25 protein-coding genes and 2 pseudogenes are annotated in these 26504 nt (G+C 29.0%); 16 read left to right on the top strand and 11 right to left on the bottom strand.

Features of this window, described 5'->3' with window-relative positions; translation table 11 throughout:
• A pseudogene (gene wlaN, locus L8W40_RS04865) lies at positions 1-236 on the bottom strand (beta-1,3 galactosyltransferase); the annotation flags it as partial.
• The gene (locus L8W40_RS04870; RefSeq protein ID WP_263664826.1) at positions 233-1438 is read right to left on the bottom strand and encodes a glycosyltransferase family 2 protein; all 1206 of its coding nucleotides are present in this window, start codon (positions 1436-1438) and stop codon (positions 233-235) included. The gene L8W40_RS04870 and the pseudogene wlaN, both read right to left, overlap by 4 nt.
• Before the next feature lie 47 nt (positions 1439-1485).
• Here L8W40_RS04870 and L8W40_RS08125 point away from each other — a divergent pair.
• Positions 1486-2527 (top strand): annotated as a pseudogene (locus L8W40_RS08125) (beta-1,4-N-acetylgalactosaminyltransferase).
• Between the two features lie 71 nt (positions 2528-2598).
• Here L8W40_RS08125 and L8W40_RS04880 read toward each other — a convergent pair.
• Together L8W40_RS04880 and L8W40_RS04885 are read right to left on the bottom strand one after the other, a co-directional pair.
• Positions 2599-3324, bottom strand: coding sequence for a glycosyltransferase family 25 protein (locus L8W40_RS04880; RefSeq protein ID WP_263664827.1), 726 nt, complete (start codon positions 3322-3324; stop codon positions 2599-2601).
• Positions 3312-4127: a glycosyltransferase family 2 protein gene (locus tag L8W40_RS04885; protein WP_263664828.1), complete on the bottom strand. Its 816-nt coding sequence runs from the start codon at positions 4125-4127 to the stop codon at positions 3312-3314. Before L8W40_RS04885 ends, L8W40_RS04880 begins: the two co-directional genes overlap by 13 nt.
• A gap of 57 nt (positions 4128-4184) precedes the next feature.
• On the opposite strand from L8W40_RS04885, the gene waaF reads away from it, so the two are divergent.
• The 4 genes from waaF (at position 4185) to L8W40_RS04905 (ending at position 7890) form a co-directional block, all read left to right on the top strand.
• On the top strand, positions 4185-5099 hold the full coding sequence (waaF, locus tag L8W40_RS04890; protein WP_263664829.1) for a lipopolysaccharide heptosyltransferase II: 915 nt from the start codon (positions 4185-4187) through the stop codon (positions 5097-5099).
• A 92-nt stretch (positions 5100-5191) separates the two neighbouring features.
• Positions 5192-5494 carry an HU family DNA-binding protein gene (locus tag L8W40_RS04895; protein ID WP_039619003.1) on the top strand — a complete coding sequence of 101 codons (303 nt, stop codon included), beginning with the start codon at positions 5192-5194 and terminating at the stop codon, positions 5492-5494.
• 95 nt (positions 5495-5589) lie between these two features.
• Complete coding sequence (cysK, locus tag L8W40_RS04900) at positions 5590-6492, top strand: cysteine synthase A (protein WP_263664830.1); 903 nt, start codon at positions 5590-5592, stop codon at positions 6490-6492.
• A gap of 12 nt (positions 6493-6504) precedes the next feature.
• Positions 6505-7890 carry a replicative DNA helicase gene (locus tag L8W40_RS04905; RefSeq protein WP_257938844.1) on the top strand — a complete coding sequence of 462 codons (1386 nt, stop codon included), beginning with the start codon at positions 6505-6507 and terminating at the stop codon, positions 7888-7890.
• Here L8W40_RS04905 and tpx read toward each other — a convergent pair.
• The 3 genes from tpx to L8W40_RS04920 are packed head-to-tail and all read right to left on the bottom strand — an operon-like array spanning position 7887 to position 10919.
• The gene (gene tpx / locus L8W40_RS04910; protein WP_133319710.1) at positions 7887-8405 is read right to left on the bottom strand and encodes a thiol peroxidase; all 519 of its coding nucleotides are present in this window, start codon (positions 8403-8405) and stop codon (positions 7887-7889) included. The genes L8W40_RS04905 and tpx overlap by 4 nt on opposite strands.
• 11 nt (positions 8406-8416) lie before the next feature.
• Positions 8417-9757, bottom strand: coding sequence for a magnesium transporter (gene mgtE, locus L8W40_RS04915; RefSeq protein ID WP_263664831.1), 1341 nt, complete (start codon positions 9755-9757; stop codon positions 8417-8419).
• Between the two features lie 4 nt (positions 9758-9761).
• Positions 9762-10919, bottom strand: coding sequence for a M23 family metallopeptidase (locus L8W40_RS04920; protein WP_133319708.1), 1158 nt, complete (start codon positions 10917-10919; stop codon positions 9762-9764).
• Positions 10920-11046: 127 nt separating this feature from the next.
• Between L8W40_RS04920 and L8W40_RS04925 the strand changes: the two genes are divergently transcribed.
• Genes L8W40_RS04925 through L8W40_RS04935 form a run of 3 tightly spaced genes read left to right on the top strand, consistent with a single transcriptional unit; the run spans position 11047 to position 13951 of the window.
• Complete coding sequence (locus L8W40_RS04925) at positions 11047-11757, top strand: plasminogen-binding N-terminal domain-containing protein (RefSeq protein ID WP_412175223.1); 711 nt, start codon at positions 11047-11049, stop codon at positions 11755-11757.
• Positions 11757-13139 carry an FAD-linked oxidase C-terminal domain-containing protein gene (locus tag L8W40_RS04930; protein ID WP_263664832.1) on the top strand — a complete coding sequence of 461 codons (1383 nt, stop codon included), beginning with the start codon at positions 11757-11759 and terminating at the stop codon, positions 13137-13139. Before L8W40_RS04925 ends, L8W40_RS04930 begins: the two co-directional genes overlap by 1 nt.
• Positions 13139-13951: a YihY/virulence factor BrkB family protein gene (locus tag L8W40_RS04935; protein ID WP_263664833.1), complete on the top strand. Its 813-nt coding sequence runs from the start codon at positions 13139-13141 to the stop codon at positions 13949-13951. Before L8W40_RS04930 ends, L8W40_RS04935 begins: the two co-directional genes overlap by 1 nt.
• On the opposite strand, the gene L8W40_RS04940 is transcribed toward L8W40_RS04935, so the two are convergent.
• From L8W40_RS04940 to L8W40_RS04955, 4 genes are read right to left on the bottom strand one after another with little or no spacing between them, the layout of a single operon-like run.
• On the bottom strand, positions 13898-15157 hold the full coding sequence (locus tag L8W40_RS04940) for a ComEC/Rec2 family competence protein (protein ID WP_263664834.1): 1260 nt from the start codon (positions 15155-15157) through the stop codon (positions 13898-13900). The genes L8W40_RS04935 and L8W40_RS04940 overlap by 54 nt on opposite strands.
• On the bottom strand, positions 15154-15717 hold the full coding sequence (locus L8W40_RS04945) for a DedA family protein (RefSeq protein ID WP_133319703.1): 564 nt from the start codon (positions 15715-15717) through the stop codon (positions 15154-15156). Before L8W40_RS04945 ends, L8W40_RS04940 begins: the two co-directional genes overlap by 4 nt.
• 8 nt (positions 15718-15725) lie before the next feature.
• Complete coding sequence (rny, locus tag L8W40_RS04950) at positions 15726-17279, bottom strand: ribonuclease Y (protein WP_263659764.1); 1554 nt, start codon at positions 17277-17279, stop codon at positions 15726-15728.
• Positions 17203-17832 (bottom strand): 5-formyltetrahydrofolate cyclo-ligase, encoded by a 630-nt coding sequence (locus L8W40_RS04955; protein WP_263659763.1) that lies wholly within the window; start codon positions 17830-17832, stop codon positions 17203-17205. The genes rny and L8W40_RS04955 overlap by 77 nt, the downstream gene beginning before the upstream one ends.
• 66 nt (positions 17833-17898) lie before the next feature.
• Between L8W40_RS04955 and L8W40_RS04960 the strand changes: the two genes are divergently transcribed.
• From L8W40_RS04960 to L8W40_RS04995, 8 genes are all read left to right on the top strand, one after another.
• Positions 17899-18444 (top strand): TlpA family protein disulfide reductase, encoded by a 546-nt coding sequence (locus tag L8W40_RS04960; protein ID WP_133319700.1) that lies wholly within the window; start codon positions 17899-17901, stop codon positions 18442-18444.
• Positions 18444-19310 (top strand): signal recognition particle-docking protein FtsY, encoded by an 867-nt coding sequence (ftsY, locus tag L8W40_RS04965; protein ID WP_133319699.1) that lies wholly within the window; start codon positions 18444-18446, stop codon positions 19308-19310. The genes L8W40_RS04960 and ftsY overlap by 1 nt, the downstream gene beginning before the upstream one ends.
• 3 nt (positions 19311-19313) lie before the next feature.
• Positions 19314-20654: a DNA repair protein RadA gene (radA, locus tag L8W40_RS04970; protein ID WP_258108000.1), complete on the top strand. Its 1341-nt coding sequence runs from the start codon at positions 19314-19316 to the stop codon at positions 20652-20654.
• Positions 20645-22153, top strand: coding sequence for a phytoene desaturase family protein (locus L8W40_RS04975; RefSeq protein WP_263664835.1), 1509 nt, complete (start codon positions 20645-20647; stop codon positions 22151-22153). Before radA ends, L8W40_RS04975 begins: the two co-directional genes overlap by 10 nt.
• A gap of 62 nt (positions 22154-22215) precedes the next feature.
• On the top strand, positions 22216-22896 hold the full coding sequence (locus L8W40_RS04980; protein ID WP_263664836.1) for a F0F1 ATP synthase subunit A: 681 nt from the start codon (positions 22216-22218) through the stop codon (positions 22894-22896).
• Positions 22897-23019: 123 nt separating this feature from the next.
• Positions 23020-24438: an Asp-tRNA(Asn)/Glu-tRNA(Gln) amidotransferase subunit GatB gene (gatB, locus tag L8W40_RS04985; protein ID WP_133319695.1), complete on the top strand. Its 1419-nt coding sequence runs from the start codon at positions 23020-23022 to the stop codon at positions 24436-24438.
• Between the two features lie 2 nt (positions 24439-24440).
• Entirely contained in the window at positions 24441-25343 is a 903-nt protein-coding gene (locus tag L8W40_RS04990) for an NAD(P)H-dependent glycerol-3-phosphate dehydrogenase (protein WP_257928994.1), read from the top strand.
• A complete protein-coding gene (locus L8W40_RS04995) occupies positions 25340-26503 on the top strand; it encodes a metal-dependent hydrolase (RefSeq protein WP_263664837.1) in 1164 nt (387 codons plus the stop codon). The genes L8W40_RS04990 and L8W40_RS04995 overlap by 4 nt, the downstream gene beginning before the upstream one ends.
• The last annotated feature ends 1 nt before the right edge of the window (position 26504 follow it).

Raw genomic sequence — 26504 nt, forward strand, 5'->3', positions numbered from 1 at the left:
TTTGATGTTTCATATTTTGCTCTTAAAAGTTTCAAATTTTCTTCATTATGTATGATTTTTATCCTATCATCTTTACTAGCATATTCTTTAGCTATATCTATACTTTTATCATTACCACAATCATCTACTACAATGATTTCTATATCTTTAAAAGTTTGGTTTATACAACTTTCTAATGCTCTAGCTATATATTTTTCTACATTATAAGTTGGTAGTATGATGGAAATTTGACTCATGTTCTATCCTGAAAAATTTTTTTAGGATGACGAATAATCATTTTGAATTTCAGGTATTTTTTATAAATTTCAATATTTTTTTTAAAAAAAATAATTTCTTTTTTGATTTTTAGAGGATCTTTAGCTATTTGCATATTAAAATAATACATACAATAATCTTTGATGCCTTTTTTTAAAAAATCATTTTTAATATCAATATTAAAAATATATAATTGTTTCGCTATTTTAACAAGGCAATAAATTCTAAAATATTCTCTAAGCTCTTTATAATCGCTAAAATGCTCTTTTAGCGGCTCTAGATATTTAGGTAATTTTTGCGGTATTAAAGTATTTTGGATATTTGTTATGGAGCCTTTTCTAATTCTATATATCATTAAGGTTGTATTGATATAAAAAACTTTTTTCGCCAAGCAAAACAATATAGTTCCAAAATCATGATCTTCATGATAAATTCCATGTGTGAAACGAAGATTATATTGATTTAAAATTTTAGCTTTAAAAGTTCCTTGCCAAGTAAAATAAAACTGAAAAAAGTTATTTTCTTGCAATAGTTCTATGCCGGTATTAAAAAATATTTTTTTACTTTTTTGCATTAGGTCTGTTGGTGGTTTTTTTAAAAAATAAGAATTTTCTTCATGATATTCTTCAAACCCATGTGTGTAAATATCCAAATTTTTTTCAATCATTTCTTTCACACAAAGTTCTATACAATCGTTTAAAAAATAATCATCAGAATCTAAAAAGTGAATTATAGAATTTGGTAGCTCTTGCACTAATAAATCATTTATATTTTCTATATTTGTTTTTATGTATCTTTTTTGAATTTGCATAAAATTTGATTTTACAGTTTCTTTGTTAATTATTTTTGTATTTTTGTCAAAGGTATGAGTTGAGGTAAAAGAAATTATATCTTGTTCTTTATTATCTTCAAAAAAGCTTCTAAGTTTAGTTCCTTTTATAAATTCTAATCCCATATTTCTTGCCGAACTCAATCCTCCATTTTCCTTAGAGATTAAAAATATTCTTTCATCTTTATTGAGATATTCTAAAGCTATATCTAAGCTTTCATCATCACTTCCATCATCTACTAAAACAATATCTAAATTTTTATAGCTTTGATTGACAACGCTATCTAAACATTCTCTTAAATAAGGTGCTATATTATATATTGGGATGATAATTGTAATTAAGGGATTATTCATATATACTTTCTTTTTATTTTATTATACATAAGGAAACATTAAAAAATATGAAATTTAGAAAAATATTTATAAATTTATTGCTTATATTTATACCAATAAAATCTATAAGAAAAAAGATAAGATATAATTTAAACAATAAAACCATATCTTTACAAAAAACTGATTTTAAGTTGCCCAAAAATATTTTAAACAAAATAAAAACATACAATAATAAGTATTTTTATAAAATTAATAAAACCATTAATGGGGGGGGGGCATAATGGTTGTTTTGACTTTGATCCAAACTCAAAAAGATACAAAATCTTCTTTAAATCCTTGGGCTTTTATAAGAGTCAAAAATGAAGCTATTACTTTAAGAGCTTCATTAGAAAGTATATTGCCTGCAATACAAAGAGGTGTTATAGGATATAATGATTGTACTGATGGAAGTGAAGAAATTATTTTGGAATTTTGTAAACAATACCCTTCTTTTATACCAGTAAAATACCCTTATGAAGTACAAATTGAAAATCCACAATCTGAAAAGAATAAGCTGTATAATTATTATAATTATATTGCTAGCTTTATACCGAAAAATGAATGGCTTATAAAAATAGATGTAGATCATATTTATGATGCTAAAAAATTATATAAAAGTTTTTATATACCACAAAAGGATAACGATATAGTCAGTATAGCTAGATTAAATATTGCTGTCGAAAATAATAAAGTATATATTGTCCCTCATTATTTTGTTGATGTTGCTGATCACTGGCTTATAAAAAATAATCAATTAAAATGGGAAGAAGTTTTGATTGTAGAAGATGGATTTGATTGGATAGAAATTTCTAAAGATAATTTATATCAATATGATAATTTTTCTTCATATGAAATATTATGTTAAAAGGAAGAAATATATATCATACAGAATTAACCAATTGGCATTTTCCATTTGTAAAGCAGCATAGGAAATTAAAAATTCGAAATGATTGGATATTGTTAAGTAATTTTAAAGATCAATTTTCTTACCTTATAAATTCAAGGATTGATGAGAAATTGTTAAATGAAGATAGAATTATAAATACATATAATAATTTTGCTTTAGAATGATTGTTTTTATTATTTGGTAGAAATCTAATAATTATCACTTGCAAGTTGCACATTTAAAAGTAAACAATTTTTTATTTATAAATAATTTTTAAAGTTGAAAAATAAAATCTTATAATTTCTCTTATAATTTTAGATGGTATGCTAAGTTTCTTTTTTCTTTGTGTTATGGTAGTTTCTACATGATTTAAGTTAAGCAAAAATGGTTTATATATAATGTTTTGTATTTTATTATAATAATACATATCCATATAATCATCTACAGGCTTAAACCAATATCTCGCTTTTTCAATAAAATTTTTTGCAGCATTTGGGTGTATAAAATATCCTTGTGTACCACCAGTATTCTCGTAACTTATATAAAAATTATTATTTAAATGGTGTATTTTTTTATCAAAAAGATAATAAAATCTTATGTATTCATAGTTACTATTTAGTAGTTTTTCAATGATGTTTGAGTTGTTTAAAAGCTCATCACTAAAGACAATATCATCTTCTAAAATGATGATAGGGCTATTAAGTTCTTGACATTTTTTCCATAAACTATAATGAGATGCAAAGCATGATTTTTCACTATCACTAAGTTCACGCCCAAGTACAAATTGACACCACCATGGGAAGTGGCTTTTAAACCGCAAATGCTCATTTTTAAAACCATCGATGGCTTTAAAAAATTCAAATTCTAGTTGATTTTTTAAATTTGGATTACACGCGAAGAGTTTTTGAATTTGTTCTTGCATAAAATTTTTTCTATCTTCTGAGCGTTCTAGATTGATGATAAAAACTTTTACTTTTTCCAAACTCTACTCTCTAACCCTAAAATTTCTTTCTCTAAGACTTCTAATATTTTTTCATTAAAATGTTTATGTGGAAAAATATTAGCTAATTTTTTAATGCATTTTAAACTTTGCTTTTTATGTTGGTAATTTTGCCATAAAATTTCTTTATTTTTGTTTTCATATCTACCATTTTCATTAAATTCATAGCGGTATATGCATTCTTGCGATACAAAAAAGCTCTCACTTGGCATAAAATTTATATAGTTAAAAAGCACATCTTCTCCATAACAAAGTTTTTCTTTAAAATCAACATGCTCAAAACTTTTTAAAATCAAATTTTTCTTATATACTTTTGCCCAAACACTCCAACAAAAATGCTTTTGTTTAAGTAAAAATTCCAAAAATTCATCTTTTTTAAAAAGTTCATCTTGTTTAAATCTATAAAATTTCTTAAATTTCACCCTATGTACATATGCATCAAACACTACCATATCTACATTTTTGATTTTTTCAAGTCCAACTTCACAAGCATTAAGCTCTAAATAATCATCAGGATCTAAAAACATTATATAGGGTGAGCTTGAATTTAATACACCTATATTTCTACTAGCAAAAGTTCCTAAATTCTCTTCATTATGTATGATTTTTATCCTATCATCTTTACTAGCATATTCTTTAGCTATATCTATACTTTTATCATTGCCAAGGTCGTTTACCACAATGATTTCTATATCTTTAAAAGTTTGGTTAATACAACTTTCTAATGCTCTAGCTATATATTTTTCTACATTATAAGTTGGTAGTATAATTGAAATTTGACCCATTTTAGCTCTTTAAATAAAGTGATGATATAATTATAGCTTTTATTTTTAAGGAAAATTATGAATATTTTTATCAACCTTCCTACTTGGCTTGGTGATGCGGTGATGGCTAGTGCGGCTATTTATGCTATAAAAGAAAAATACCCTCAAGCTAAATTTACTTTTTATGGTTCTTTTGTGAGCACAGAGCTTTTTAAACGCTTTGAAAATGCTCAAATTTTAGTAGAAAATAAAAAGCAAAGATATAAGCAAATTTTAAAAGCTAGAAAAAATCTTGGTAAATTTGATCTAGCTTTTTCATTTCGCTCGGCATTTTCAAGTAAGATCATTTTAAATCTAATTAAAGCAAAAAAAAGATTTTATTTTGATAAAAATATTCTAAAAGAAGAACACCAAGTCTTAAAATACTTAAATTTCATAGAAAAAGCCTTAAATTTTAAAGCCACTTCAAATGCTTTAAAACTCCCTATAAAAGCAAAATCAACTCAAAAAATCTTAGGTATAAACCCGGGTGCACATTTTGGAAGTGCGAAAAGATGGGAAGCGAGCTATTTTGCAAGGGTAGCAAAAGAATTTAGCTCAACTCATCAAATTTTAATCTTTGGAGTAGAAAGTGAGAGAGAAATTTGTGATGAAATTGAGTATTTTTTTCTAAAAGAAGGTATCAAATCAAAAAATCTTTGTGGCAAAACTAGTATTTATGCTTTATGTAAAAATATTTCTATGCTTGATTTGCTCATCACAAACGATAGTGGTCCTATGCATATAGGTGCAGTTTATGGGGTGAAAACGGTGGCTATTTTTGGCTCGACTAAATTTAGTCAAACCTCGCCTTGGCAAGAAAATGCTAAAATAGCACATTTAAATTTAGCTTGTATGCCTTGTATGCAAAAGATCTGCCCTTTAAAACACCATAAATGTATGAAAGATTTAAAGCCTGAAGTGGTAATAAATTTAGCAAAAACATTTTTTTAGCATATTTTTCTTTGTGATTTGGGTTTAAACCTCTTGCAAAAGCTTGATAAATGTGTTAAACTTAACAATCATTTTTAATCAAGGAGCTTTTTATGACTAAAGCAGATTTTATTTCTCAAGTTGCTCAAACTGCTGGGCTAACTAAAAAAGATGCAACTGCAGCTACTGATGCAGTAATCGCTACTATTACTGATGTATTAGCTAAAGGTGATAGCATTAGCTTTATTGGTTTTGGTACATTTTCTGTAGCTGAAAGAGCTGCTAGAGAAGCTAGAGTACCAAGCACTGGTGCTACTATCAAAGTACCTGCTACTAAAGTTGCTAAATTTAAAGTAGGTAAAAACCTTAAAGACGCAGTTGCTGCTGCTAAAACTGCTAAAAAAGCTAAAAAATAATTCTTTGCGCAAAAGTTTCTAACTTTTGCGTTTTTCTTCATAGTTAAGTATTAATTTTCTTTTGATATTGTTTTTAAAAAATTACAAGGAAAACAATGTCAGTTTATAATAATATCTTAGATTGTATAGGTAATACCCCGATTATTTCTTTAAAAGAATTTGCTCCAAATCTTTATGCTAAATGCGAGTATTTTAATCCAAGTCATTCTATAAAAGATAGAGCGGCTGTGGAGATGATAAAACAAGCTTTAAATGAAGGTAAAATCAATCAAGAAACAACCATTATAGAAGCTACAAGTGGAAATACCGGCATAGCTTTAGCAATGATTTGTGCAAGCTTAAAGCTTAAACTTATCATAGCTATGCCTGAGTCTATGAGTATTGAGCGTAGAAAAATGATGAGTTTTTTTGGTGCAAAGCTAGAGCTTACTCAAGCAAGCAAAGGTATGCAAGGAGCGCTTGATAGAGCTAATGAGCTTTTGAGTGAAATTCCAAATTCGTTTATGGTAAGTCAATTTGAAAATATCAACAATAAGAACGCACATAGAAAAAATACTGCTTTAGAAATTTTAAAAGCTTTGCCTGATCTTGGTATTTTTTTAGCAGGTTTTGGTACAGGCGGGACTATTAGCGGGGTAGGAGAAATTTTAAAAGAACACAATCCTAATGTCAAAATCATAGCCTTAGAACCCGCATCTTCGCCACTTTTGAGTCAAAATACCGCTGCAAGCCATAAAATTCAAGGTATAGGTGCAAATTTTATCCCTAAAATTTTAAATCAAAAAATTATAGATGAGATAGTTTGTGTAAGTAATGAAGATGCTATAAATACAGCCTTAGAACTTGGTAAAAACGGCATAATGGCAGGAATTTCAAGTGGCGCAAATGTATATATGGCTAGAAAAATTGCTTTAGAAAACCCTGATAAAAAAGTCTTGACTATGTTAAATGATACAGCCGAGCGATATTTGTCAACTGATTTATTTGCAAATTTATAATTAGGAGCGTGTATGAGTCAAAATAATGAGCATTTTGATTTAGATCTTGAAAGGGCGATTTTAAGTTCTTGTATATATAGTGAAGATTCTTTTTTTAGTGTTTCTTCGGATATTGAAATTAATGATTTTTCGCTCAAAGCTCATCAAGATATTTATAAAGCTATTTTAGCTTGTGTGAATGCAGGCGAGCCTATAAGTGCAAGTTTTATAAGAAAACATAAAAAAGTAGATGAGCAAATTTTAGCTGAAGTTTTAGCTACTACTTCCATAGCAGATGTGAGTAAATACGCTTATGAATTAAGAGAAAAGTCCATTAGACGCCAACTTTTAAATTTTGCTTATACTATACCTACAAGGGTTAATGAAGATAAAAGCATTTCTCAAATTTCAGATGAAATAGGCAAAGAGATTTTTAATCTCACAAACCGTGTAAATAGTAATAGTATTAAAGATATGACTATGGTTATGTCTGAACTTATGGATGAGTTTAAAAAGCAAAAAGAAGCTGAAAACAAAGATATTTTAGGACTTGATACAGGCTTTAGTGAGCTTAATAAAATGACAAAAGGCTTTAAACCTGGCGATCTTGTAATCATCGCAGCACGCCCTGGCATGGGAAAAACTACAATTTGTTTAAATTTTATAGAAAAAACACTAAGACAAAATAAAGGTGTTGTGATGTTTTCACTAGAAATGCCTGCTACGCAAATCATGCAAAGATTAATCAGTGCAAAAACTTCCATTCCTTTGCAAAAAATTCTAATCGCAGATTTAAACGATGATGAGTGGAGTAGGGTAGGTGATGCTTGTAATGAATATGCGCAAAAAAATCTTTATATTTATGATAGTGGTTATGCTAGCATAGCAGACATTCGTTCAATTTTACGCAAAATCAAGGCTCAAGATGAGAGTATTGAGCTTTGCGTAGTTGATTACATCGGCCTTATGATGAGTAACTCAGCTTTTAATGATAGGCATTTACAAGTGAGTGAAATTTCAAGAGGTTTAAAGCTTTTAGCAAGAGAATTAAATATGCCAGTAGTGGCACTCTCACAGCTTAATCGTTCATTAGAAAGTAGGGCAAATAAGCGTCCTATGCTTAGTGATTTAAGAGAAAGTGGCGCTATAGAACAAGATGCAGATACGATTTTATTTGTATATAGAGATGAGGTTTATAGAGAACAAGAAGAAAAAGAAAGAGAAAATAAAGCCAAAAATGAAGGCAAAACTTATGAGAGAAAATTTATGCCAAATCCTGTGCAAGAAAAAGCTGAGCTTATTATAGGTAAAAATAGAAATGGTCCTGTAGGGCATGTGGATTTGCTTTTCTTAAAAGAAAAATCGTGCTTTATTGAAGCTCCAAAAGAAGATTTTATAGTTACCAATTTTGAAGGTTAATTTAAAGAATAGCGATAATCGTTTTGTATAAAAAGCTCTAAATCTTTAAAATCAATTTTTCCCATCAGCTCTTTTACGAGCTGTTTGTATATTATTTTTTCATCTTTAACTACAAAAGCTGATCTTGCTAATAATCCTGCAAATATACTATCATGTATTAATACTCCATAATTAGTGCCAAAATCTTTAAAGGCAAAATCACTTGCAACTATGATATTATCAATTCCTTCAGTTGCACAAAAACGATCCATAGCAAAAGGTAAGTCCATGCTAATAACAATCACTTCAATGTTTTTTATAGATGCCAATCTTTTGTTAGTTTCTTTAGCTTGTTTGGAACATACTTGAGTGTCTAAGCTAGGAAAAGTTAGTAAAATTTGAGTTTTTCCAGGTGGTGCTATTTCTACCGAGGCAAGATTTTTAGTTTTTAAAGTCACTTTTGGAGCATTATCGCCAATTTGTAGTTGATTTCCTGTGAGTTTTATGTTTTGTTTTTTATATATAATGCTTGACACAATTTTCCTTTTTATAATAAAATCATCTTAGCTAAGAGTAAAAAGCTGAAAAAACCCAAACCATCAGTAATTGCAGTAATTACAACACTTGAACCTACTGCAGGATCAATTTTAAATTTTTTCAAAGTTAATGGCACAAAAGAGCCTACAAAACCGGCTAAGGCTAGATTGATTAGCATTGACAAAGCTATAACAAGTCCTAAAAGGGCTGTTTTAAACCATATAAAAGCTATAATACTCATAACGCTAGCAAATATAAGCCCATTTAATAAAGAAATTCCACTCTCTCTTAATATAACTTTTTTAGCATCTTTAAATTCTACTTCATTGAGTGAGAGTTTTCTAACTGTTACCGCTAAGGCTTGTGAGCCTGTGTTACCTCCCATGGAAGCTACAATAGGCATAAGTACTGCTAGAGCTACAAGTTGTTCTATTTCACCTGAAAAAAGACTGATGATATTAGCTGAAATTAATGAAGTTGTAAGATTAATCATGAGCCAAAAAGCTCTTGCTTTAGCTGCTTTAAAAGCACTTTCTTCTTCAACATCTGCATCAACTCCGGCTAAATTATAAATTTGCTCTGTTGCATTTTCTTGGATTAAATCATGAATATCATCATAAGTAATTCTACCCAAAAGCACTCCATCATCATTTATAACAGCCAAAACACTTAAATCATAATCTTCTACTATATCAATAGCCTTTTGTATATCTTCATGATCTTTAATGCTATAACATTTATATTTTTCATTGTTGTTTTTAATAATATCTGCAAAACTTAGTTTAAAATCCCAAAGCAAGAGATCGCTTAGGTTGATAGCATTGCAAAGTTTTCCTTGTTTATCTATGATATAAACTTGAAAAATTTGATCTACTTGTCCTGAATGCTTTAAAATTCTATATCTTTTAATGGCCTTTTCTATACTTTCATTAATAGAGGCTGTGAAAATTTCTGTTTGCATATAAGCACCAGCAGTATTTTCATCATAATTTTTAAGGCGTAAAATTTCTTCTTTATCTTCTGAACTTAAGCGGTTTAAAATAGCTAAAGTTTTTTGTGGATTTAGCTCTTCAAAACGCTTAATTAAGTCTGTTGCATCATCACTTTCAAGCTCTTCTACTGCTTTTGCAATCTTTATAATGCTTAAGTTTTCTAAAATATCTTCTAAGATATGTTCAGGCATTATAGTAGCTACATTTGCAAGTGTGTAAGTATCAAAAGATTTAAGAGTTTTTAAATAAAGCTCTTCATCATGCCTTTTAATAGTTTTTAAGGCTTCATTGATTTCATAGGTACTTTGATCTTTGAAAGTATTTTTTAAAAGTTCTTGTGCTTCTAAAAAATCATTCATTATCTCAAAGCTCCATAGAATTTTCTATATTTTGTTCTTTTGGTGGATTTTTATAATTTTCATCAATGCTTTGCAAGCGGTTTTCATACTCTTTTGCCATTTTTAAAAATTCTTCTTTGTTTTTTCCACTTAAGCTTGATTTTGGAATTTTAACTATAGTTTCAGGATTAATTGCTTTATTATTTAGATAAAGTCCAAAATGCAAATGTGGCCCAGTACTCATACCAGTAGAGCCTACATAAGCAATCACTTGTCCTTGCTTAACTTTTTGTCCGCGTTTGATTTTTGCAAAGCGACTAAGATGAGCATATAAAGTCATATAGCCTGACATGTGTTTTACTTGTACAACCTTACCATAACCACCTTTTGTCCCAACAAAGCTAATCGTTCCATCTCCTGCACTTTTAACTGGAGTACCCGTTGGAGCTGCATAGTCAATACCTAGGTGTGCTCTATAGCGTTTTAATATAGGATGGTATCTTGCTCTAGTAAAACGATCTGAAATTCTTGTATATTTGACAGGTTTAGTTAAAAAGAAATTTTCAAGCTCTTTTCCTTGAGCATTATAATAAGAATCTTTATATAAAAATACAGAATATTCTTTACCTCTAATATTAGCTAAAGCTGCTTGGATATTAATATCGCCAAAAAGTCTTCCTAGTCTTCTTTTTTGCTCATAAATTAATACTACACTATCGCCTTTTCTAACATTTTTAAAATTAACACTATTTTTAAAAGCTCTTACCATAGCTCTTGCTAAGGTTACGCTACCACTTTCATCATAAACATCTTGATAAGCTGAATTGTTAATAGCTACGCGAATAGTTCTTTTTTCTTTGGTATAAGAAATTGGAGTAAAACTTAATACGAATTTATTTTCAGTATTTTTGTAAATATGAATTTGTAAATCATCACTGATTGGGATTAAAACCTGTTCTAATTCTCCTTGATCATCTTTTAACATTTGGTATTTAATACCACTTGCAATTTCTGCACTTAGTTCTTTATCTTCAGCATCAAGATTATAGTATAAATTTAAAGGTATGGAGTGATCTTGTAAAAAATCAAGTAAAGTTTTGCCATTCTCCCAAGAAAGTTCTTCAACACTTGAAATAGCAAAAAGTTTTATCGATATAAGTAAAGATATGAAAATTTTTTTCATGGTATTTTAAAGCCTTCTAAAATTTAAACATAAATTTGTATTTTACTTAATTTTTCTTACAATTTTGTAAGGAAAATACAATATAATTTAATTTTTACACTTTTTTAAGGAGTATCAGTTGTCAAGAATTATTTTAATGCTTTGTTGTTTTTTAGCATTTTTGCAAGCTAAAAATTTTGATTTAATACAAACAAAACTTGAAAAAGTAGATGATATTTATGGTTATATAAAAGATGATCCTAGAATTTTATTGCACTCAAGTGGTATAGTTGTGCATGAAATTGATACACAAAAATCAATTATTGCAAGAGCTAGTGTGATAGGCCGTGAAAATGGCTTAGTTAAATTACAATTTAAAGTTTTTGATATGCTAGCTCAAGATGCTATGCCTTTACCAAATGTATTGCCACAAGTAGGCGATAAAATAGTTTTAAATTATTTATATGATAGAGCCTTGATTATAGCTCCTGATAAAAATGTGTATGATTTTATAGCTCAAAAATTAAATGGACTTTATTTTTTACACCCTGATTTATTTGGTGCTCATATGATACAAGAATACCGCCAAACTCCAAGAAGATCAGATTTTAGATCTTTTTGTTCAAAAAATGCTGTTGGGCTTTTAGTGGTAGCTTTAGAAAATAAAGCTGAGATAGTTGATTGTCAAGATTTTGGCAAGATAGAAGAATTTAACATACCTCAAGCTCAAAGTTTGCAAATTCCATTTTATTCAAGAATTACAGGTTATAAAAGCGATATTTTTAGCTTAAATGATGAAGCAATTGGAAATTATTATGTATATTATGAAAAATTAATTAGCTTAACTAGAGAAAAATAATGCAAGAAATCCATCAAAAATTTTTTCAAGATCTTTTAGGGGTTGAAAATGCTCATTTTGATCCTATCCACAAAAGAGCGTATAGTTATGATGCTACTAAAAAGCATTATTTACCTGATGGAGTGCTTTTTCCAAGAGATGAAAATGATATTAGTCAAATTTTAAAATATTGTAATGAAAATAAAATCATCGTTATTCCTAGGGGCTCAGGTAGTGGATTTACCGGTGGAAGCTTAGCTATTAATGGTGGAGTAGTGTTAAGCTTTGAAAAACATATGAATAAAATTTTAGAAATTGATCTTGAAAATTTAGTTGCAGTAGTGCAGCCTGGTGTGATAAATATGGCTTTACAAGAAAAAGCAAAAGAATATGGTTTATTTTATCCACCTGATCCTGCTAGTATGGAGTATTCTTCTTTAGGGGGGAATGTAAGCGAAAATGCAGGGGGTATGAGAGCTGCTAAGTATGGTATAACTAAAGATTATGTAATGGCTTTAAGAGCTGTTTTACCTAATGGAGAAATCATTAGAGCAGGTAAAAAAACTATAAAAGATGTAGCGGGTTATAATCTAGCTGGAATTTTAATAGCAAGTGAGGGATCTTTGGCTGTGCTTAGTGAGATTACTTTAAAACTAGTAGCTTTGCCAAAGTTTAAAAAGACAGCTATGGGGATTTTTAACAGCATTGATGAAGCAATGAATGCAGTTTATAAAACTTTAGCTAAAGGTGTGACTCCTGTATCTATGGAATTTTTAGATCAATTAAGCATACAAGCATTAGAACAAAAATTCCAAAAAGGCTTACCTATGGATGCGGGTGCGATTTTAATCGCTGATGTAGATGGCAATGTAGAAGAGGCTATTGAAGCAGATTTAAAAATTTTGCAAGAGAGTTTTTATGAATCTGGCGTAAGAGAGTTTAAAATAGCAAAAGATGAGCAAGAAGCAGTCAATATTTGGTTTGCTAGAAGAAACTGCTCTCAAAGTATAGCAATGTATGGAAATTTAAAGCTTAATGAAGATATTACAGTGCCGCGTTCAAAACTACCTGATCTTTTAAAAGGCATAGCTGAAATTTCTAAAAAATATGGTTTTAAAATCCCTTGTTTTGGTCATACTGGCGATGGTAATGTGCATACTAATGTAATGGTAAGTGATAAAAATAATCCTGAGTTGGTTAAAAAAGGTTACGAAGCTGTAGAAGAGGTGTTTAAGCTTACAGTTTCTTTAGGTGGGACTTTAAGTGGGGAGCATGGTATAGGTATCTCAAAAGCTCCTTTTATGAAGCTTGCTTTTAGCGAAGCTGAAATGGACTTGATGAGAAATATCAAAAAAGCATTTGATCCAAATAATATACTTAATCCTTTTAAAATGGGACTTTGATGAATTTTAAAAACTTCATAAAAATTCTTTTAAGCATAAGAGATAAAGAAATTTTAAATTATGCTGCAGCTTTGAGTTTTTATACTATTTTATCTTTAATACCGCTTTTATTTTTATGTTTTTGGGTTTTTACTCAAATTCCAAGTTTTGAAATGTATCAAGAAAGAATTAAAAATTTAATTTTTACTTTTTTAATCCCAACTCAACAAGAATTAATAACACAATATATTAACACTTTTTTAAAAAATAGTGTCAATCTTGGTTTAATTGGTCTTTTAGCTATGGCTTTGACTTCTTTGGCATTTTTTTCAGGTTATGATTATGTTATTAATAAGCTTTTAGAAGAAGACTCTAAAAGTCTTTGGCATAGTATAAGTTCTTATTGGACTTTGGCAACATTAATTCCACTTGGACTTGGAGTGAGTTTTTACATTTCAGGTTTTATACAAAAAACCTTAGATGATTTTAATATTGCTTTAAATTTTTTTGAGATTTTACCTTATGTGATTATATGGGCTTTGTTTTTTACATCTTATTCAAGTTCAGTGAGTAAAAAAGGTGATTTAAAAACTTTGCTTATTAGTTCTTTTGGTGCTTCTGTGATTTGGTATATTTCTAAGATGATTTTTGTGTATTATGCTGTATATAATAAAACTTATTTAAATGTATATGGTTCTTTTTCTGTGATATTGTTTTTCTTTTTGTGGATTTATATTTCTTGGATTATTTATCTTTTGGGTTTAAGGGTTTATTTGATTTTAAATCAAGAAAATAAAGGGAATAAAACCAAGAGAAATTACAAAAAGAGCTAAATAACGATGAAAAATAGCCATGAAGGATAAAAATATATAAATAAGATAAATTTCTAATGGTATGTGTAACAATATACTATTTAATTTAAAATCAAATAATGCTAATAATATTTCATCTAATACATCTCCATAAGATAATAAATGCAGTAATAAACTTATAGGGTAAAATAAAGCAAATAATATGCTTAGAGGTATACCTAAAAATTGTTGAAAACTAATAAGTGGAAAAAAATATAATACAGGAATCATCATTGCTAAAAAAGTCCAAAAATTTATAAAAACAATATGAATATAATTTTTTGAAAAATTATCTTTAAAATGATGTAAATATAAATAAATATAAAATACTCCTAAACTTGAAAACAAAAAGCCAACGCTAAATAATAAATGTGGAAATAAGCTTATACATAAAATTACACTTAAGAATAAAAATTTAAAACTCAAAATTTTAATATTTTTGCTAAATAGATAAAAAGCAAAAATACTCATACATAAAGCTCTTATATAAGAAGGGCTAAAGTCTATTAAGAATATATACAAAATTAAAAGCAAGAAAGCAAAAATACTAATATCAAGTTTTAAACTTCTATAAGGAAAATATCGTTTGTGAAAAAAGGCATATAAAGGAGCAAAAATCAAAAAGCAAAAGCTAAATAGCAAGCCCAAATGATATCCACTAATAGCAATTAAATGCGCGATATTGTAAAAATTTACATCATTTCTAAGCTCACTTGATACATTTTTTGCAAAAAATAAAGCCCCGTAAAATTCTTTGATTTTTTCATTTTGATGTTGATTTAAAAAATACTCCACTAAGATATTTTCTTTTTGAGTATTAGTTTTATGAAAATCATAACTTGGTACAAAAAAATTTTTACTAAGATAATCTTTAAAGTTAATATTTTTAGTAATAATCCTAAGATTTATAATATCATTTTTACTTAAATTTAGATCTTTAAAACTAGTAGTGTAAAAAACAAAATCAGAATTTTTAATTTTAAAAACTTGGTATTTTTTACCTTTTTTATTAGTTTTTTGATAGCTAGATATAATGATATTATTTTTAAGCAATAAATGTTTTGTGAGTTTAAAATTTTGGTATTTTTTATACTCATAAGTGAGATTTAGGCTAAAAATTGCTAAAAAACATAATAATAAAATTAAAAATTCTCTATAAGGATCTTTTATAGAGAATTTTAAATTCATTTTTTCTTAGAAAAGCGTGATAAGTATAACCATATAATAAAAATTAAAGTGATTATAAAGGCAGGTGCTATATAAGGATGATTTGAAAAAATTTCAAAAGCCTCCTTTAAGGTGTTTCCAAAAATAAATCCAGCATAACCAAGTATTATAGCCCAAATTAAACTAGCTAGGGTATTGATGATAAAAAATCTTACAAAGCTAAATTTGCAAAGGCCTGCTGCTATAGGAATGATAGTTTTTACCCCGTAAATAAATTTTTGCACTACTAAAAGTAAATCTCCATATTTTTTGATTTTTATCATAGCAAGAGCGATTTTTCTTCTATGATTTTTAAAATAAGGCATTATGTCTTTTTTATAATATTTTCCTAGAATAAATAATAGGGTTGAACCTATGGTATTAGCCAAAAAGGCTAAAAATATACATAAATGCAAATCAAGTTTAGTTGAACTTGCACAAAGTACCCCGGCAGCAAGTATGGCCACCATTCCTCCACCAAAAGAATAAAAAAATAAAATCAAATAACCATAAGTGCTAAGATTATCAATCATTTCTTGCATGAAAAACCCTATCTTGCAAAATCAACAGCTCTAAGCTCTCTGATGACATTAACTTTTATTTCACCAGGGTATTGAACTTTTTCTTGAATTTCTTCAGCTATTTCTTTAGCTAAAAGCACAGATTCATCATCATTGACTAATTTTGCATTAACAATAACTCTAATTTCTCTACCAGCATTAATAGCATAAGCTTTTTTAACCCCTTCTTTACTTTTTGCTATATCTTCAAGTTCGCTAACTCGTTTCAAGAAGGCCTCAAGCACCTCACGCCTTGCTCCAGGGCGTGCAGCGCTTAGTGTATCTGCTGTACAAACTGCAGCTGATTCTATACTTGTAGCCTCTTCATGTCCATGGTGAGCATAAATCGCATTAATCACTATAGGATGTTCTTTGTATCTTTTGCAAAGTTCAGCTCCTAAATCTACATGAGAACCTTCAAATTCATGCGTTAAAGCCTTGCCTATATCGTGTAAAATTCCAGCTCTTCTTGCTAGTTTTTCATCGCCACCACACTCAGCTGCTATGATTCCAGCTAAATGCGCTACTTCCAAAGAGTGTGCTAGAGCATTTTGTCCATAACTTGCTCTATATCTTAATTTTCCTATTAATTTAACAATTTCAGGATGGATATTATTAAGTCCTAAATCCATTACTATAGTTTGACCTTCTTCTAAGATATTATCTTCAAATTCTTTGCAAACTTTTTCATGGATTTCTTCTATTTTTGCAGGTTGTATTCTACCGTCTTCAACTAAAAGTTCAATCACCTTTGTAGCAATGGCGCGTCTATAAAGATTAAAACAACTTACTATAATTGCTCCAGGCGTATCATCTATGATAATATCAACACCCAAAACCATTTCTAAGGTTTTAACATTTCTCCCTTCTTTACCTATAATGCGTCCTTTTAACTCATCATTTTTGATATTTACTACATTGATCAACCTTTCAGCAGCGAATTCTCCTGCAAATCTTGAAGTAGCTTGTGCTAAGATAAAATTAGCCTTTCTTTTGGCTTCATTTCTAGCCTCTTCTTCGTATTTTCTAACAATATGAGCAATTTCAGCTCTTGAGGTTTCTTCTACTTTTTGTAAGACTATGCTTTTTGCCTCTTCTTGTGTGAGACCAGCTGAATGTTCAAGAATTTTTAAAACATCATTTAACTTTATTTCGTAGCTTTGTTTTAAATTTTCATTTTCTTCATGTAAAGCTTTTATAGTTTGCTGCTCTTTTGCTAATTTGTTTTTGTTTTCTTCATGAAGTTTTTCTTGATAATGAAGATTTTGTTCTTTTTTGTTGAGTTCTTCTAGCTTAATAGAATGCTCTTTTTGTAGTTTTTGAATTTTTTCATCAAATTTTTTCTTTGCTGCAAATTCAGCCTCAGCAACTGAATTTTTAGCATCTTTAAGTGTTAGCTCAGCTTCATATTCAATGGCTTTTGCTTTTGCTTTTGCTTGCTCTAAAAAGATATTGAAATTTGCATCATTAATCTTTTTGGCGACTATATATCCAATCCCTCCGCCTATGAAAACGGCTATTAATGCAACTAATATTTCTATCATTGTTTTTAACTTTCCTAAAATATTTTTTATATGGGTTTATATAAAAATTTCCTTTTATATCATGGTCTTGACTAAAAATTTGATGAGATTTTGCATCCATCATTTGTGTGAAAATAACTAAAGGTTTTTTATAAGAAATATTTTCAAAAAACCTATCGTAAAATCCTTGGCCATGACCAACTCTTCCTAATTTTGCATCTACTCCTATAACAGGGATGATTGCAACATCTATACGAGTTTGCAAAAAAGAATCTTTTGGTTCATATACCCCAAAACTCTTTTTATCAAGAGTTAACCTTAATTTTACTACCTTTAAACTTTTATCTTGCATAAATGGAACAAAAATTCGGTATTTTTTTGTTAAAAAATGTCTGAATTTATAAAGATTAATTTCATATTTTAAAGGAATATATATAAGGATATTTTTATAATTTTTACAAGATTTTAAAATTTTATTTACTTCTTGAAAAACTAAAAAATCTCTTTTGTATTGAAATTTTAGTTTTAATTTCATTTTAAATTTCTGTTTTATTCTAAAGTCATTTTTTATCAAAGCTTTCCTTGGTTTTTTAACTTTTTATGTTATACTTTTAAGCTTAAAAAATCATAAGGATATGACTTGAAATTTAAAATTTTTTTAGCAATTTTTGCTATGATTTTTTTTACTTCATGCTCAAGTGATAAAGAAAATTCTAGTAATGAAAATACTGATAATGCAAGTTTAAGTCAAAGTGAAAATACTGATTTTACTTTGAAATTTTTAGATGGTAGAAAAATGTATGTGAAATACCATGAACAAGAATTTAATTTTGATGATACAGCAAAAGCTAAGTTGTTTGTATTTTTTACAAGTTGGTGTGAGCCATGCAAAGCTGAAATTCCACATTTAAATAATTTAAATAAAAAATATCAAGATAGATTTGAAGTCATAGCGCTTTTTTTAGAAGAAGATAAAAAACAAGAATTATTGGAGTTTATACAAAAAGAAAAGATGAATTTTTCTTCGGTTTTAGGAGAGAATAGTTTTATTTTTTCTAAAGTTTTAAATATCAGCTCTATTCCAACAATGGTTTTATTTAATGCAAAGGGCGAAAAAGTTAAAGAGTATTTAGGTTTAATTCCTGAAGAAATGTTAGATATAGATATACAAAAAGCGATAATGTAATGTTTGGATTTTTAAAAAATGGTTTGAAAAAAACCTTAGAAAGTATTCATTTAGTTAAGGCTTCAAATAAAATTATTACTAAAGATTTGCTTGAAGAAATGCTTTTAGAAGCTGATGTGGCGTATGAGATAGTTGAAGAGATTATTTATTATCTTCCTCCAAGTGATGAGGTTAAAAAGGCTGATTTAGAGCGTGTTATGGGGACTTATTTTATTTATGATAAGCCTGAACTTGCTAATGCTAAGCCTTTTGTGGATTTGATTTTAGGTGTAAATGGGGTAGGTAAGACTACAAGCATTGCTAAAATGGCACATTTGCATAAAGAAAATGGTGAAAAAGTTATACTTGGAGCTTGTGATACTTTTAGAGCAGGAGCTATAGAGCAGTTAAAATTATGGGCACAAAAATTAAATATAGATATCATAGCTACTTCACAAGGACATGATCCTTCGGCAGTTGCTTATGATGCTATTTCTAAAGCTTTGGCAAAAAACTATGATAGGGTTATTTTAGATACAGCAGGACGCTTGCAAAATCAAAAAAATCTTGCAAATGAGCTTGAAAAAATTGTCCGCATAAGTGATAAAGCTATGCAAGGAGCTCCTCATAGAAAAATCCTTGTGCTTGATGGCACTCAAGGTGTAGCAGGAATTTTGCAAGCAAAAGCTTTTAATGATTTAGTAAAACTTGATGGAGTGATTATTACAAAACTTGATGGAACTGCCAAAGGTGGAGCTTTATTTAGCATAGCAAGAGAGCTTGAACTTCCTATTTTATATGTAGGAGTAGGGGAACAATTAGGACAAATTCATGAGTTTAACCCTAGTGAATATGTTAAAACTTTAGTTGAAGAGATTTTTGCTTAATTTATGGCTAAAAAACACATTTTATTTGAATGTCAAGCTTGTGGAAATCAACAAAGTAAATGGCTAGGCAAATGTCCTGAATGTGGTTCTTGGGATAGTTTTGTTGAGCTAAAGCAAGAACAAATTAAGGTTTTAAAAGAGTTAAATTCACTCTCAAATACTCCAAGTTCTGCAGTATGTATAAATGATGTTATAGCAGAAAATTTCACACGCATTAGCACTGATGATAATGAGCTTGATTTAGTTTTAGGTGGCGGGCTTGTTGTGGGTTCTTTGGTGTTAATTGGGGGTTCACCTGGGGTTGGAAAATCCACACTTTTATTAAAAATTGCTTCGAATTTGGCTAAAAGTGGTAAAAAAGTGCTTTATGTAAGTGGCGAGGAGAGTAAATCTCAAATCAAACTGCGTGCGGATCGTTTAAATGCAAATTGTGAGAATTTATTTTTACTTACTGAGCTTTGCTTAGAAGATATTTTAAGCGAGCTTTCTAAAAAAGATTATGAAATTTTAATTATTGATTCTATTCAAACTTTATATTCCAATAAAATTACTTCAGCAGCAGGTAGTATCACTCAAGTTAGAGAAATTACTTTTGAATTGATGCGCTATTCTAAAGCCAATAATATTAGCACTTTTATCATAGGACATATCACTAAAGATGGGGCTATAGCTGGACCTAGAATTTTAGAGCATATGGTAGATGTAGTGCTTTATTTTGAAGGCGATGCCAATAAAGAAATAAGAATTTTAAGAGGCTTTAAAAATCGTTTTGGAAATATTTCCGAAGTTGGTATTTTTGAAATGACTTCCAAAGGCTTGATTAGTGCTAAAGATATAGCTAATAGATTTTTTACGCGTGGTAAAGCAGTAAGTGGTAGCGCTTTGAGTGTAGTGATGGAAGGAAGCAGAGCTTTAGTGCTAGAAATTCAAGCCTTAGTTTGTGAGAGTGCTTATCCAAAGCGTAGTGCAACAGGCTATGAAAAAAATCGTTTAGATATGCTCATAGCTTTACTAGAGAGAAAGCTTGAAATTCCCTTGGGACATTATGATGTTTTTATTAATGTAAGTGGTGGGGTAAAAATTAGTGAAACTGCAGCAGATTTAGCGGTGGTTGCAGCAATTATTTCAAGTTTTAAAAACCGCCCTTTGAGTAAAGATAGTGTTTTTGTGGGTGAGCTTAGTTTAAATGGTGAAATCAAAGAAGTATTTTCACTTGATGTGCGTTTAAAAGAAGCTAAAATGCAAAAATTTAAAAATGCCATAGTACCTGTAAAACCTATGGAGGAACTTGGCTTAAAATGTTTTGTAGCTAAAGAATTGCGTGAGGTTTTAGAATGGATGTAAAATTTGATGTAATCATTATAGGTTCAGGTCTTGGAGGCTTAAGTGCAGGCGCTTTTTTAGCTAAAAATGGAAAAAGGGTTTTAGTTTTAGAACAGCATTCTTTAATTGGTGGTTGTGCTACTTGTTTTAAAAGAAAAGGCGCTTTGATTGATGCGGGACTTCATGAGATGGACCTAGGTGAAGCAAAAACTGATATGAAGCATTTGGTTTTTGAAAAACTTGGTATAAAGGATAAAATTGAAATTTTACCTTTACCAAGTGCATGGAGTATTAAAAGTAAAAATTATAATCTAACTTTACCTCATGGTATAGAAAAAGTAAAAGAAGTTTTGAAAAAAGAATTTCCGCAAGAGTGTAAAGGTATAGATAAATATTTTAAAGCTATAAAAACGCAAGCTTATGCTATTCGAAGATTTCCTTGGGATTTAAAATTAAGTGAGTTGTTGTTGTTTCCTTTTGACACTGCTTGGATATTTATTAAAAATAGATTGTTTAATAAAAAAGTTTATGATGTTTTAAATGCTTATATTAAAAATGATAAGCTAAAAAAGATTTTAAATGCAAATATGAGTTATTATCATCATGATAGTAAAGAATTTATTTTCAGTTTTCATGGCATTGCTCAAAAGCATTATTATGATGGTGGGGTGTATATTAAAGGTGGCTCGCAAGCTTTAAGTGATGCTTTGGCTGAGGTTATCAAAGAAAATCAAGGGCAGGTTTTAGCTAAGGCTGAAGTTGTTAAAATACTCACAAAAGAACAAAAAGCTTATGGAATAGAATACATTCAAAATAATCAAAAACATACCATCCGTGCGCAAAATATCATCGCAAATTGCGATCCTTTAATCGTATATAAAGACTTGCTTAAAGATTTAAAATTAACCCAAGAAATCAAAGCAATAGAATCTAAAAAGCGTGCTTGTTCTTTAGTGAGTGCTTATTTTATTTATGATAAAGATATTTCTAAAATTTATGAAAATATGGATTATTGTAATTTTATATTCGAAGATGATTTTTTAAATAGCTCATATGAAAACACTAATATTTTAAAACTAGATATTAAACAAAGGCCTATGGCTTTTGTGAATTATTCTAAGGTTGATAGTGGCTTAGCTAGCGATAAATATATAGGTGTTGTAGCTTTTAGTTCAAATTATAGCGAATGGGATTTAAATAAGCAAGATTATAAAACTAAAAAAGAAGAAGTATTAAAAGCCATAGTGCAAAGACTAGATGAGATTTTTCCAAATTTAAGTTCACACTTAATCCATCAAGAATTAGCCACGCCAAAAACTATACAAAGATATACTAAAGCTTATGAGGGTACAATTTATGGATTTTCTCAAGATCAAGAAGGGGTTAAATATAGATTGCATTATAAAAGTAAAAGTATAGAAAATTTATATTTTGCTAATGCTTTTATATTTCCTGGAGGTGGTTTTACAGGTGTAATTTTGGGTGGATATTTTTGTGCTAATAAAATGAATTTTCATTAAAATATAAGCAATTTTTTTTTATAATATTAGCTTTGAAATATTTATTCTGCTAAGGATTTTTAATGAAAGATTTATTTTTATTTAGTTCTTTTATAGAGTCTAGCCACACTTTTGCATACTTTTTTCATTTGGGTATAGTGGTTGTGATTTCTTTGATTTTAGCAAAACTTGCTACAAGATCTATGCAAATTGTCCCAAGAGGTAGTCAGAATTTGGCTGAAGCTTATATGGAAGGCATTTTAAGCATGGGTAGGGATACTATGGGTAGTGATGAAGCTGCTAGAAAATATTTACCTTTAGTTGCAACTATAGGTTTTATGGTATTTTTTAGTAATATTATAGGAATCATCCCTGGTTTTGAAGCTCCAACAGCAAGTTTAAATTTTAGTGCTTCTTTGGCTATTATAGTATTTGTGTATTATCATTTTGAAGGTATTAGAACTCAAGGATTTTTTAAGTATTTTGCACATTTCATGGGACCTGTGAAAATTCTAGCACCTTTGATGTTTCCTATAGAAGTGGTTTCTCATTTTTCAAGAGTTATTTCTTTATCTTTCCGTTTATTTGGTAATATCAAGGGAGATGATTTATTCTTAGCAGTTATTTTAGCTCTTGTGCCTTGGGTTGCGCCATTACCTGCTTATATGCTTTTAACTTTTATGGCATTTTTACAATCTTTTATTTTTATGATTTTAACTTATGTTTATTTAGCAGGTGCAACTGTAGTTGATGAGCATCATTAATTTTTAAAAAGCAAAAAATATTTTTTGCTTTTTTCTTTTTTAATCTTCTTCTTTTATTCTTTTTTAAACTCTTTTTGAAATAAAAAACGCTAGAATAAACAAAAAATTCTAAGGAAAATTTTAATGTTTGAAGTTGTTATAGGACTTGAAGTTCATGCACAATTAAATACAAAAACAAAAATCTTTTGCTCATGTGCGACTTCTTTTGGAGAAAAATCAAATACTAATGTATGCCCAACATGTTTAGCTTTACCAGGTGCTTTACCTGTATTAAATCAAGAAGCGGTAAAAAAAGCTATAGCATTTGGAAAAGCAGTTAATGCAACTATAAATAAAAAAAGTATTTTTAATAGAAAAAATTATTTTTATCCTGATTTACCAAAAGCTTATCAAATTTCGCAATTTGATATTCCTATAGTGGAAAATGGTGAGTTATTTATCAATGTAAATGGAGAAAATAAACGCATAGGTATCACTAGGGCTCATTTAGAAGAAGATGCAGGAAAAAATATACATGAGAGTAATTTTTCAAAAGTAGATTTAAATAGAGCAGGCACGCCTTTGCTTGAAATTGTCAGTGAACCTGAACTTAGAAGTTCCGATGAAGCAGTGGCTTATTTGAAAAAATTACATTCTATTATAAGATTTTTAGATATTTCAGATGCAAATATGCAAGAAGGTAGTTTTAGATGTGATGCTAATGTTAGTATTCGTCCAAAGGGTGATGATAAGCTTTATACTAGAGTGGAGATTAAAAATTTAAATTCATTCCGTTTTATTCAAAAGGCGATTGAGTATGAAGTAAAACGCCAAAGTGAAGCTTGGGAAGATGGAAAATACGATCAAGAAGTTGTGCAAGAAACAAGATTATTTGATACGGTTAATTTAGTTACTAGAAGTATGAGAGGTAAGGAAGATTCTGCTGAATATAGATATTTCCCTGATCCTGATCTTTTACCTGTAATTTTAGATGATGAAATGCTAAATCAAGATATACCTGAACTTCCTGATGAGAAAAAAGCTAGATTTGTGAGTGAATTGGGTATTAAAGAAAGTGATAGTGAAGTGATTGTTTCTTCATTAGAGCTTTGTAGATATTTTGAGTATCTAATTAATCAAAAATTAAATCCAAAACTTTGTGTTACTTGGCTTACGACAGAGTTAATGGGGCTTTTAAAAGGCGAATTGACTATAGAAAACTCACCTATAAAACAAGAAAAATTAGCTGTTTTGATCAAACGTATAGAAGAAGGTGTTATTAGTGCTAAAGCAGGTAAGGATATTTTAGCTTATGTATTTGAAAATACAGAAGTTGAAATTGATGATGCTATTGAAAAACTTGGTTTAAAACAAGTAAGTGATGATGGTGCTATTGAAAAGATTATTGATGAAATTTTAGCAAACAATGAAGATAAAGTAGCTGAATATAAAAGTGGTAAAGATAAACTTTTTGGTTTCTTTGTCGGTCAGGCAATGAAAGCAGGTAAGGGTGCATTTAATCCTGCTAAGGTAAATGAAATTTTAAAAGCAAAACTTGGTTAAATATGAAAATAGCAGTTGTTGGTGCAGGAAAATGGGGAAGTGCTTTATATGATGCATTGAGCGTTAAAAATGAATGCGTAATAACTTCTTTTCATGAAAAAGATCTTTCTTATTTTGTTAGTACCAAAGAAGCTTTAGAATATGAATATTTAGTTTTTGCTTTATATGCTCAAGGAATGCATGAATGGCTTGCAAATAATTTTAAAGATTTAAATCAAAAAATTCTTGTAGCTTCTAAGGGTATTGATTGTAAAAGTTTAAAATTTATGGATGAGGTTTTTAGCGAGTTTATAAGTAGTGATAGACTTTGTTTTTTAAGTGGTCCTTCTTTTGCAAGTGAAGTTTTAGAAAAAAAACCTTGTGCTTTGGTTGTTAGTGGTAAAAATCAAGAGCTTTGTAATCAATTTGCAAGTTTTTTTCCAAATTATATTAAAACCTATACAAGTTCTGATGTTAAAGGTGCTGAAATTTGTGGTGCATACAAGAATGTTTTAGCAATTGCAAGTGGAGTTTGCGATGGTTTAAATTTAGGCAATAATGCAAGAGCTTCTTTAGTTTCAAGAGGTTTAGTGGAAATGCACCGCTTTGGACAATTTTTTAATGCTAAAGAAGAAACATTTTTAGGGCTTAGTGGAGCTGGAGATTTATTTTTAACAGCTTCAAGTAACTTATCAAGAAATTATAGAGTAGGTTTGAATTTGGCTAGTGACAAAAATATAAAAGATATTTTAATGGAACTTGGAGAGGTAGCTGAAGGAGTGCAAACTGCTTATGCTATACATTCTTTATCGAAACAATTTCAAATTTATACCCCGATTGTTAACGAAGTAGTCTTAATGCTAGAGGGTAAGAATGCTTGGGAATCTTTGAAAGATTTGATGTCATCAAAGGAGGAAATATCATGATCATCAAAAATGCAAAAATTTATGGCGAGCAAAAGCTTGATCTTAAAATAGAAGATGGGAAAATTACTCAAATTGCTAATGATTTAATTGATGATGAGTATATTGTTGATATAGAAGGCAAAACTTTACTTCCTTCGTTTATTGATTTAAATGTTAGTTTGCTTGATAATGAATTTAGTATAGATAAATTATATGATCTTGAAAAAGCATGCTTAAAAGGTGGGGTAGGGACTATTGTTTTAAAAGATAGTTTAGAAGCTAATACTCAAGGCTATGCGCTTTATTTTGATAAATTAAAATCTTTAGATATTAATGTTTTACCTACTATTAATGTATTAGATAAAACAGAAAAATTAAAAAATATTGCTACCTTAATTGATATGGGTGCAAAAGGCTTAGAGCTTTCAAGTACTTTGGGTGCAAATTATTTAAGGCAATGTATGCAATATGCTAATATGAAATCAACTCCGGTGTTTTTAAAGTGTTTTGATGAGAGTTTTGATGATCATGGAGTGATGAACGATGGACAAATAAGCTTTGAATTAGGACTTATAGGAATTAGTGATATAGCTGAAACTAGTGAAGTGGCAAAAATGAAAGAACTAGTGAAATTTTATAAAAACAAAGCTTGTTTTAGCTCTTTAGCAATTGCAAGATCGTTTGAATTATTGCATGATCAATATAGTGAAATTTCAATCCATCATTTAATCAAAGATGAAAGTACTTGTGAAAATTTTAACACTCAAGCAAAAATTTTACCTCCATTAAGAACAAAAGATGAAGTAGCAAATCTTAAAAAGTTGCTTCAAGATAAGAAAATTACTTTCTTAAGTTCTTTGCATACTCCTAACACTAAAAAAGATTTGGCTTTTGATGAAGCAGATTTTGGAGTTAATGCCATAGCTATATATATGAGTTTATGTTTTACATATTTAGTAAAAGAAGGTATCTTAACTTGGAAAGAATTATGTGATTTTACAAGCTATAATCAAGCGCAATTTTTGGGATTAAATAAAGGTAAAATAGAACTTGGTTTTGATGCTGATTTAGTTGTATTTGATGAAAAACTTTCTTTTAATGGAGAAGGTTTATATGCAAATGATATCTTGCAAGGTAAGGTAGAAAAAAGTTTTATAGCAGGAAAAGTTTTTAGCCTTTAAG

Source organism: Campylobacter sp. IFREMER_LSEM_CL1846, assembly GCF_025772105.1.
Lineage (GTDB): Bacteria > Campylobacterota > Campylobacteria > Campylobacterales > Campylobacteraceae > Campylobacter_D > Campylobacter_D lari_D.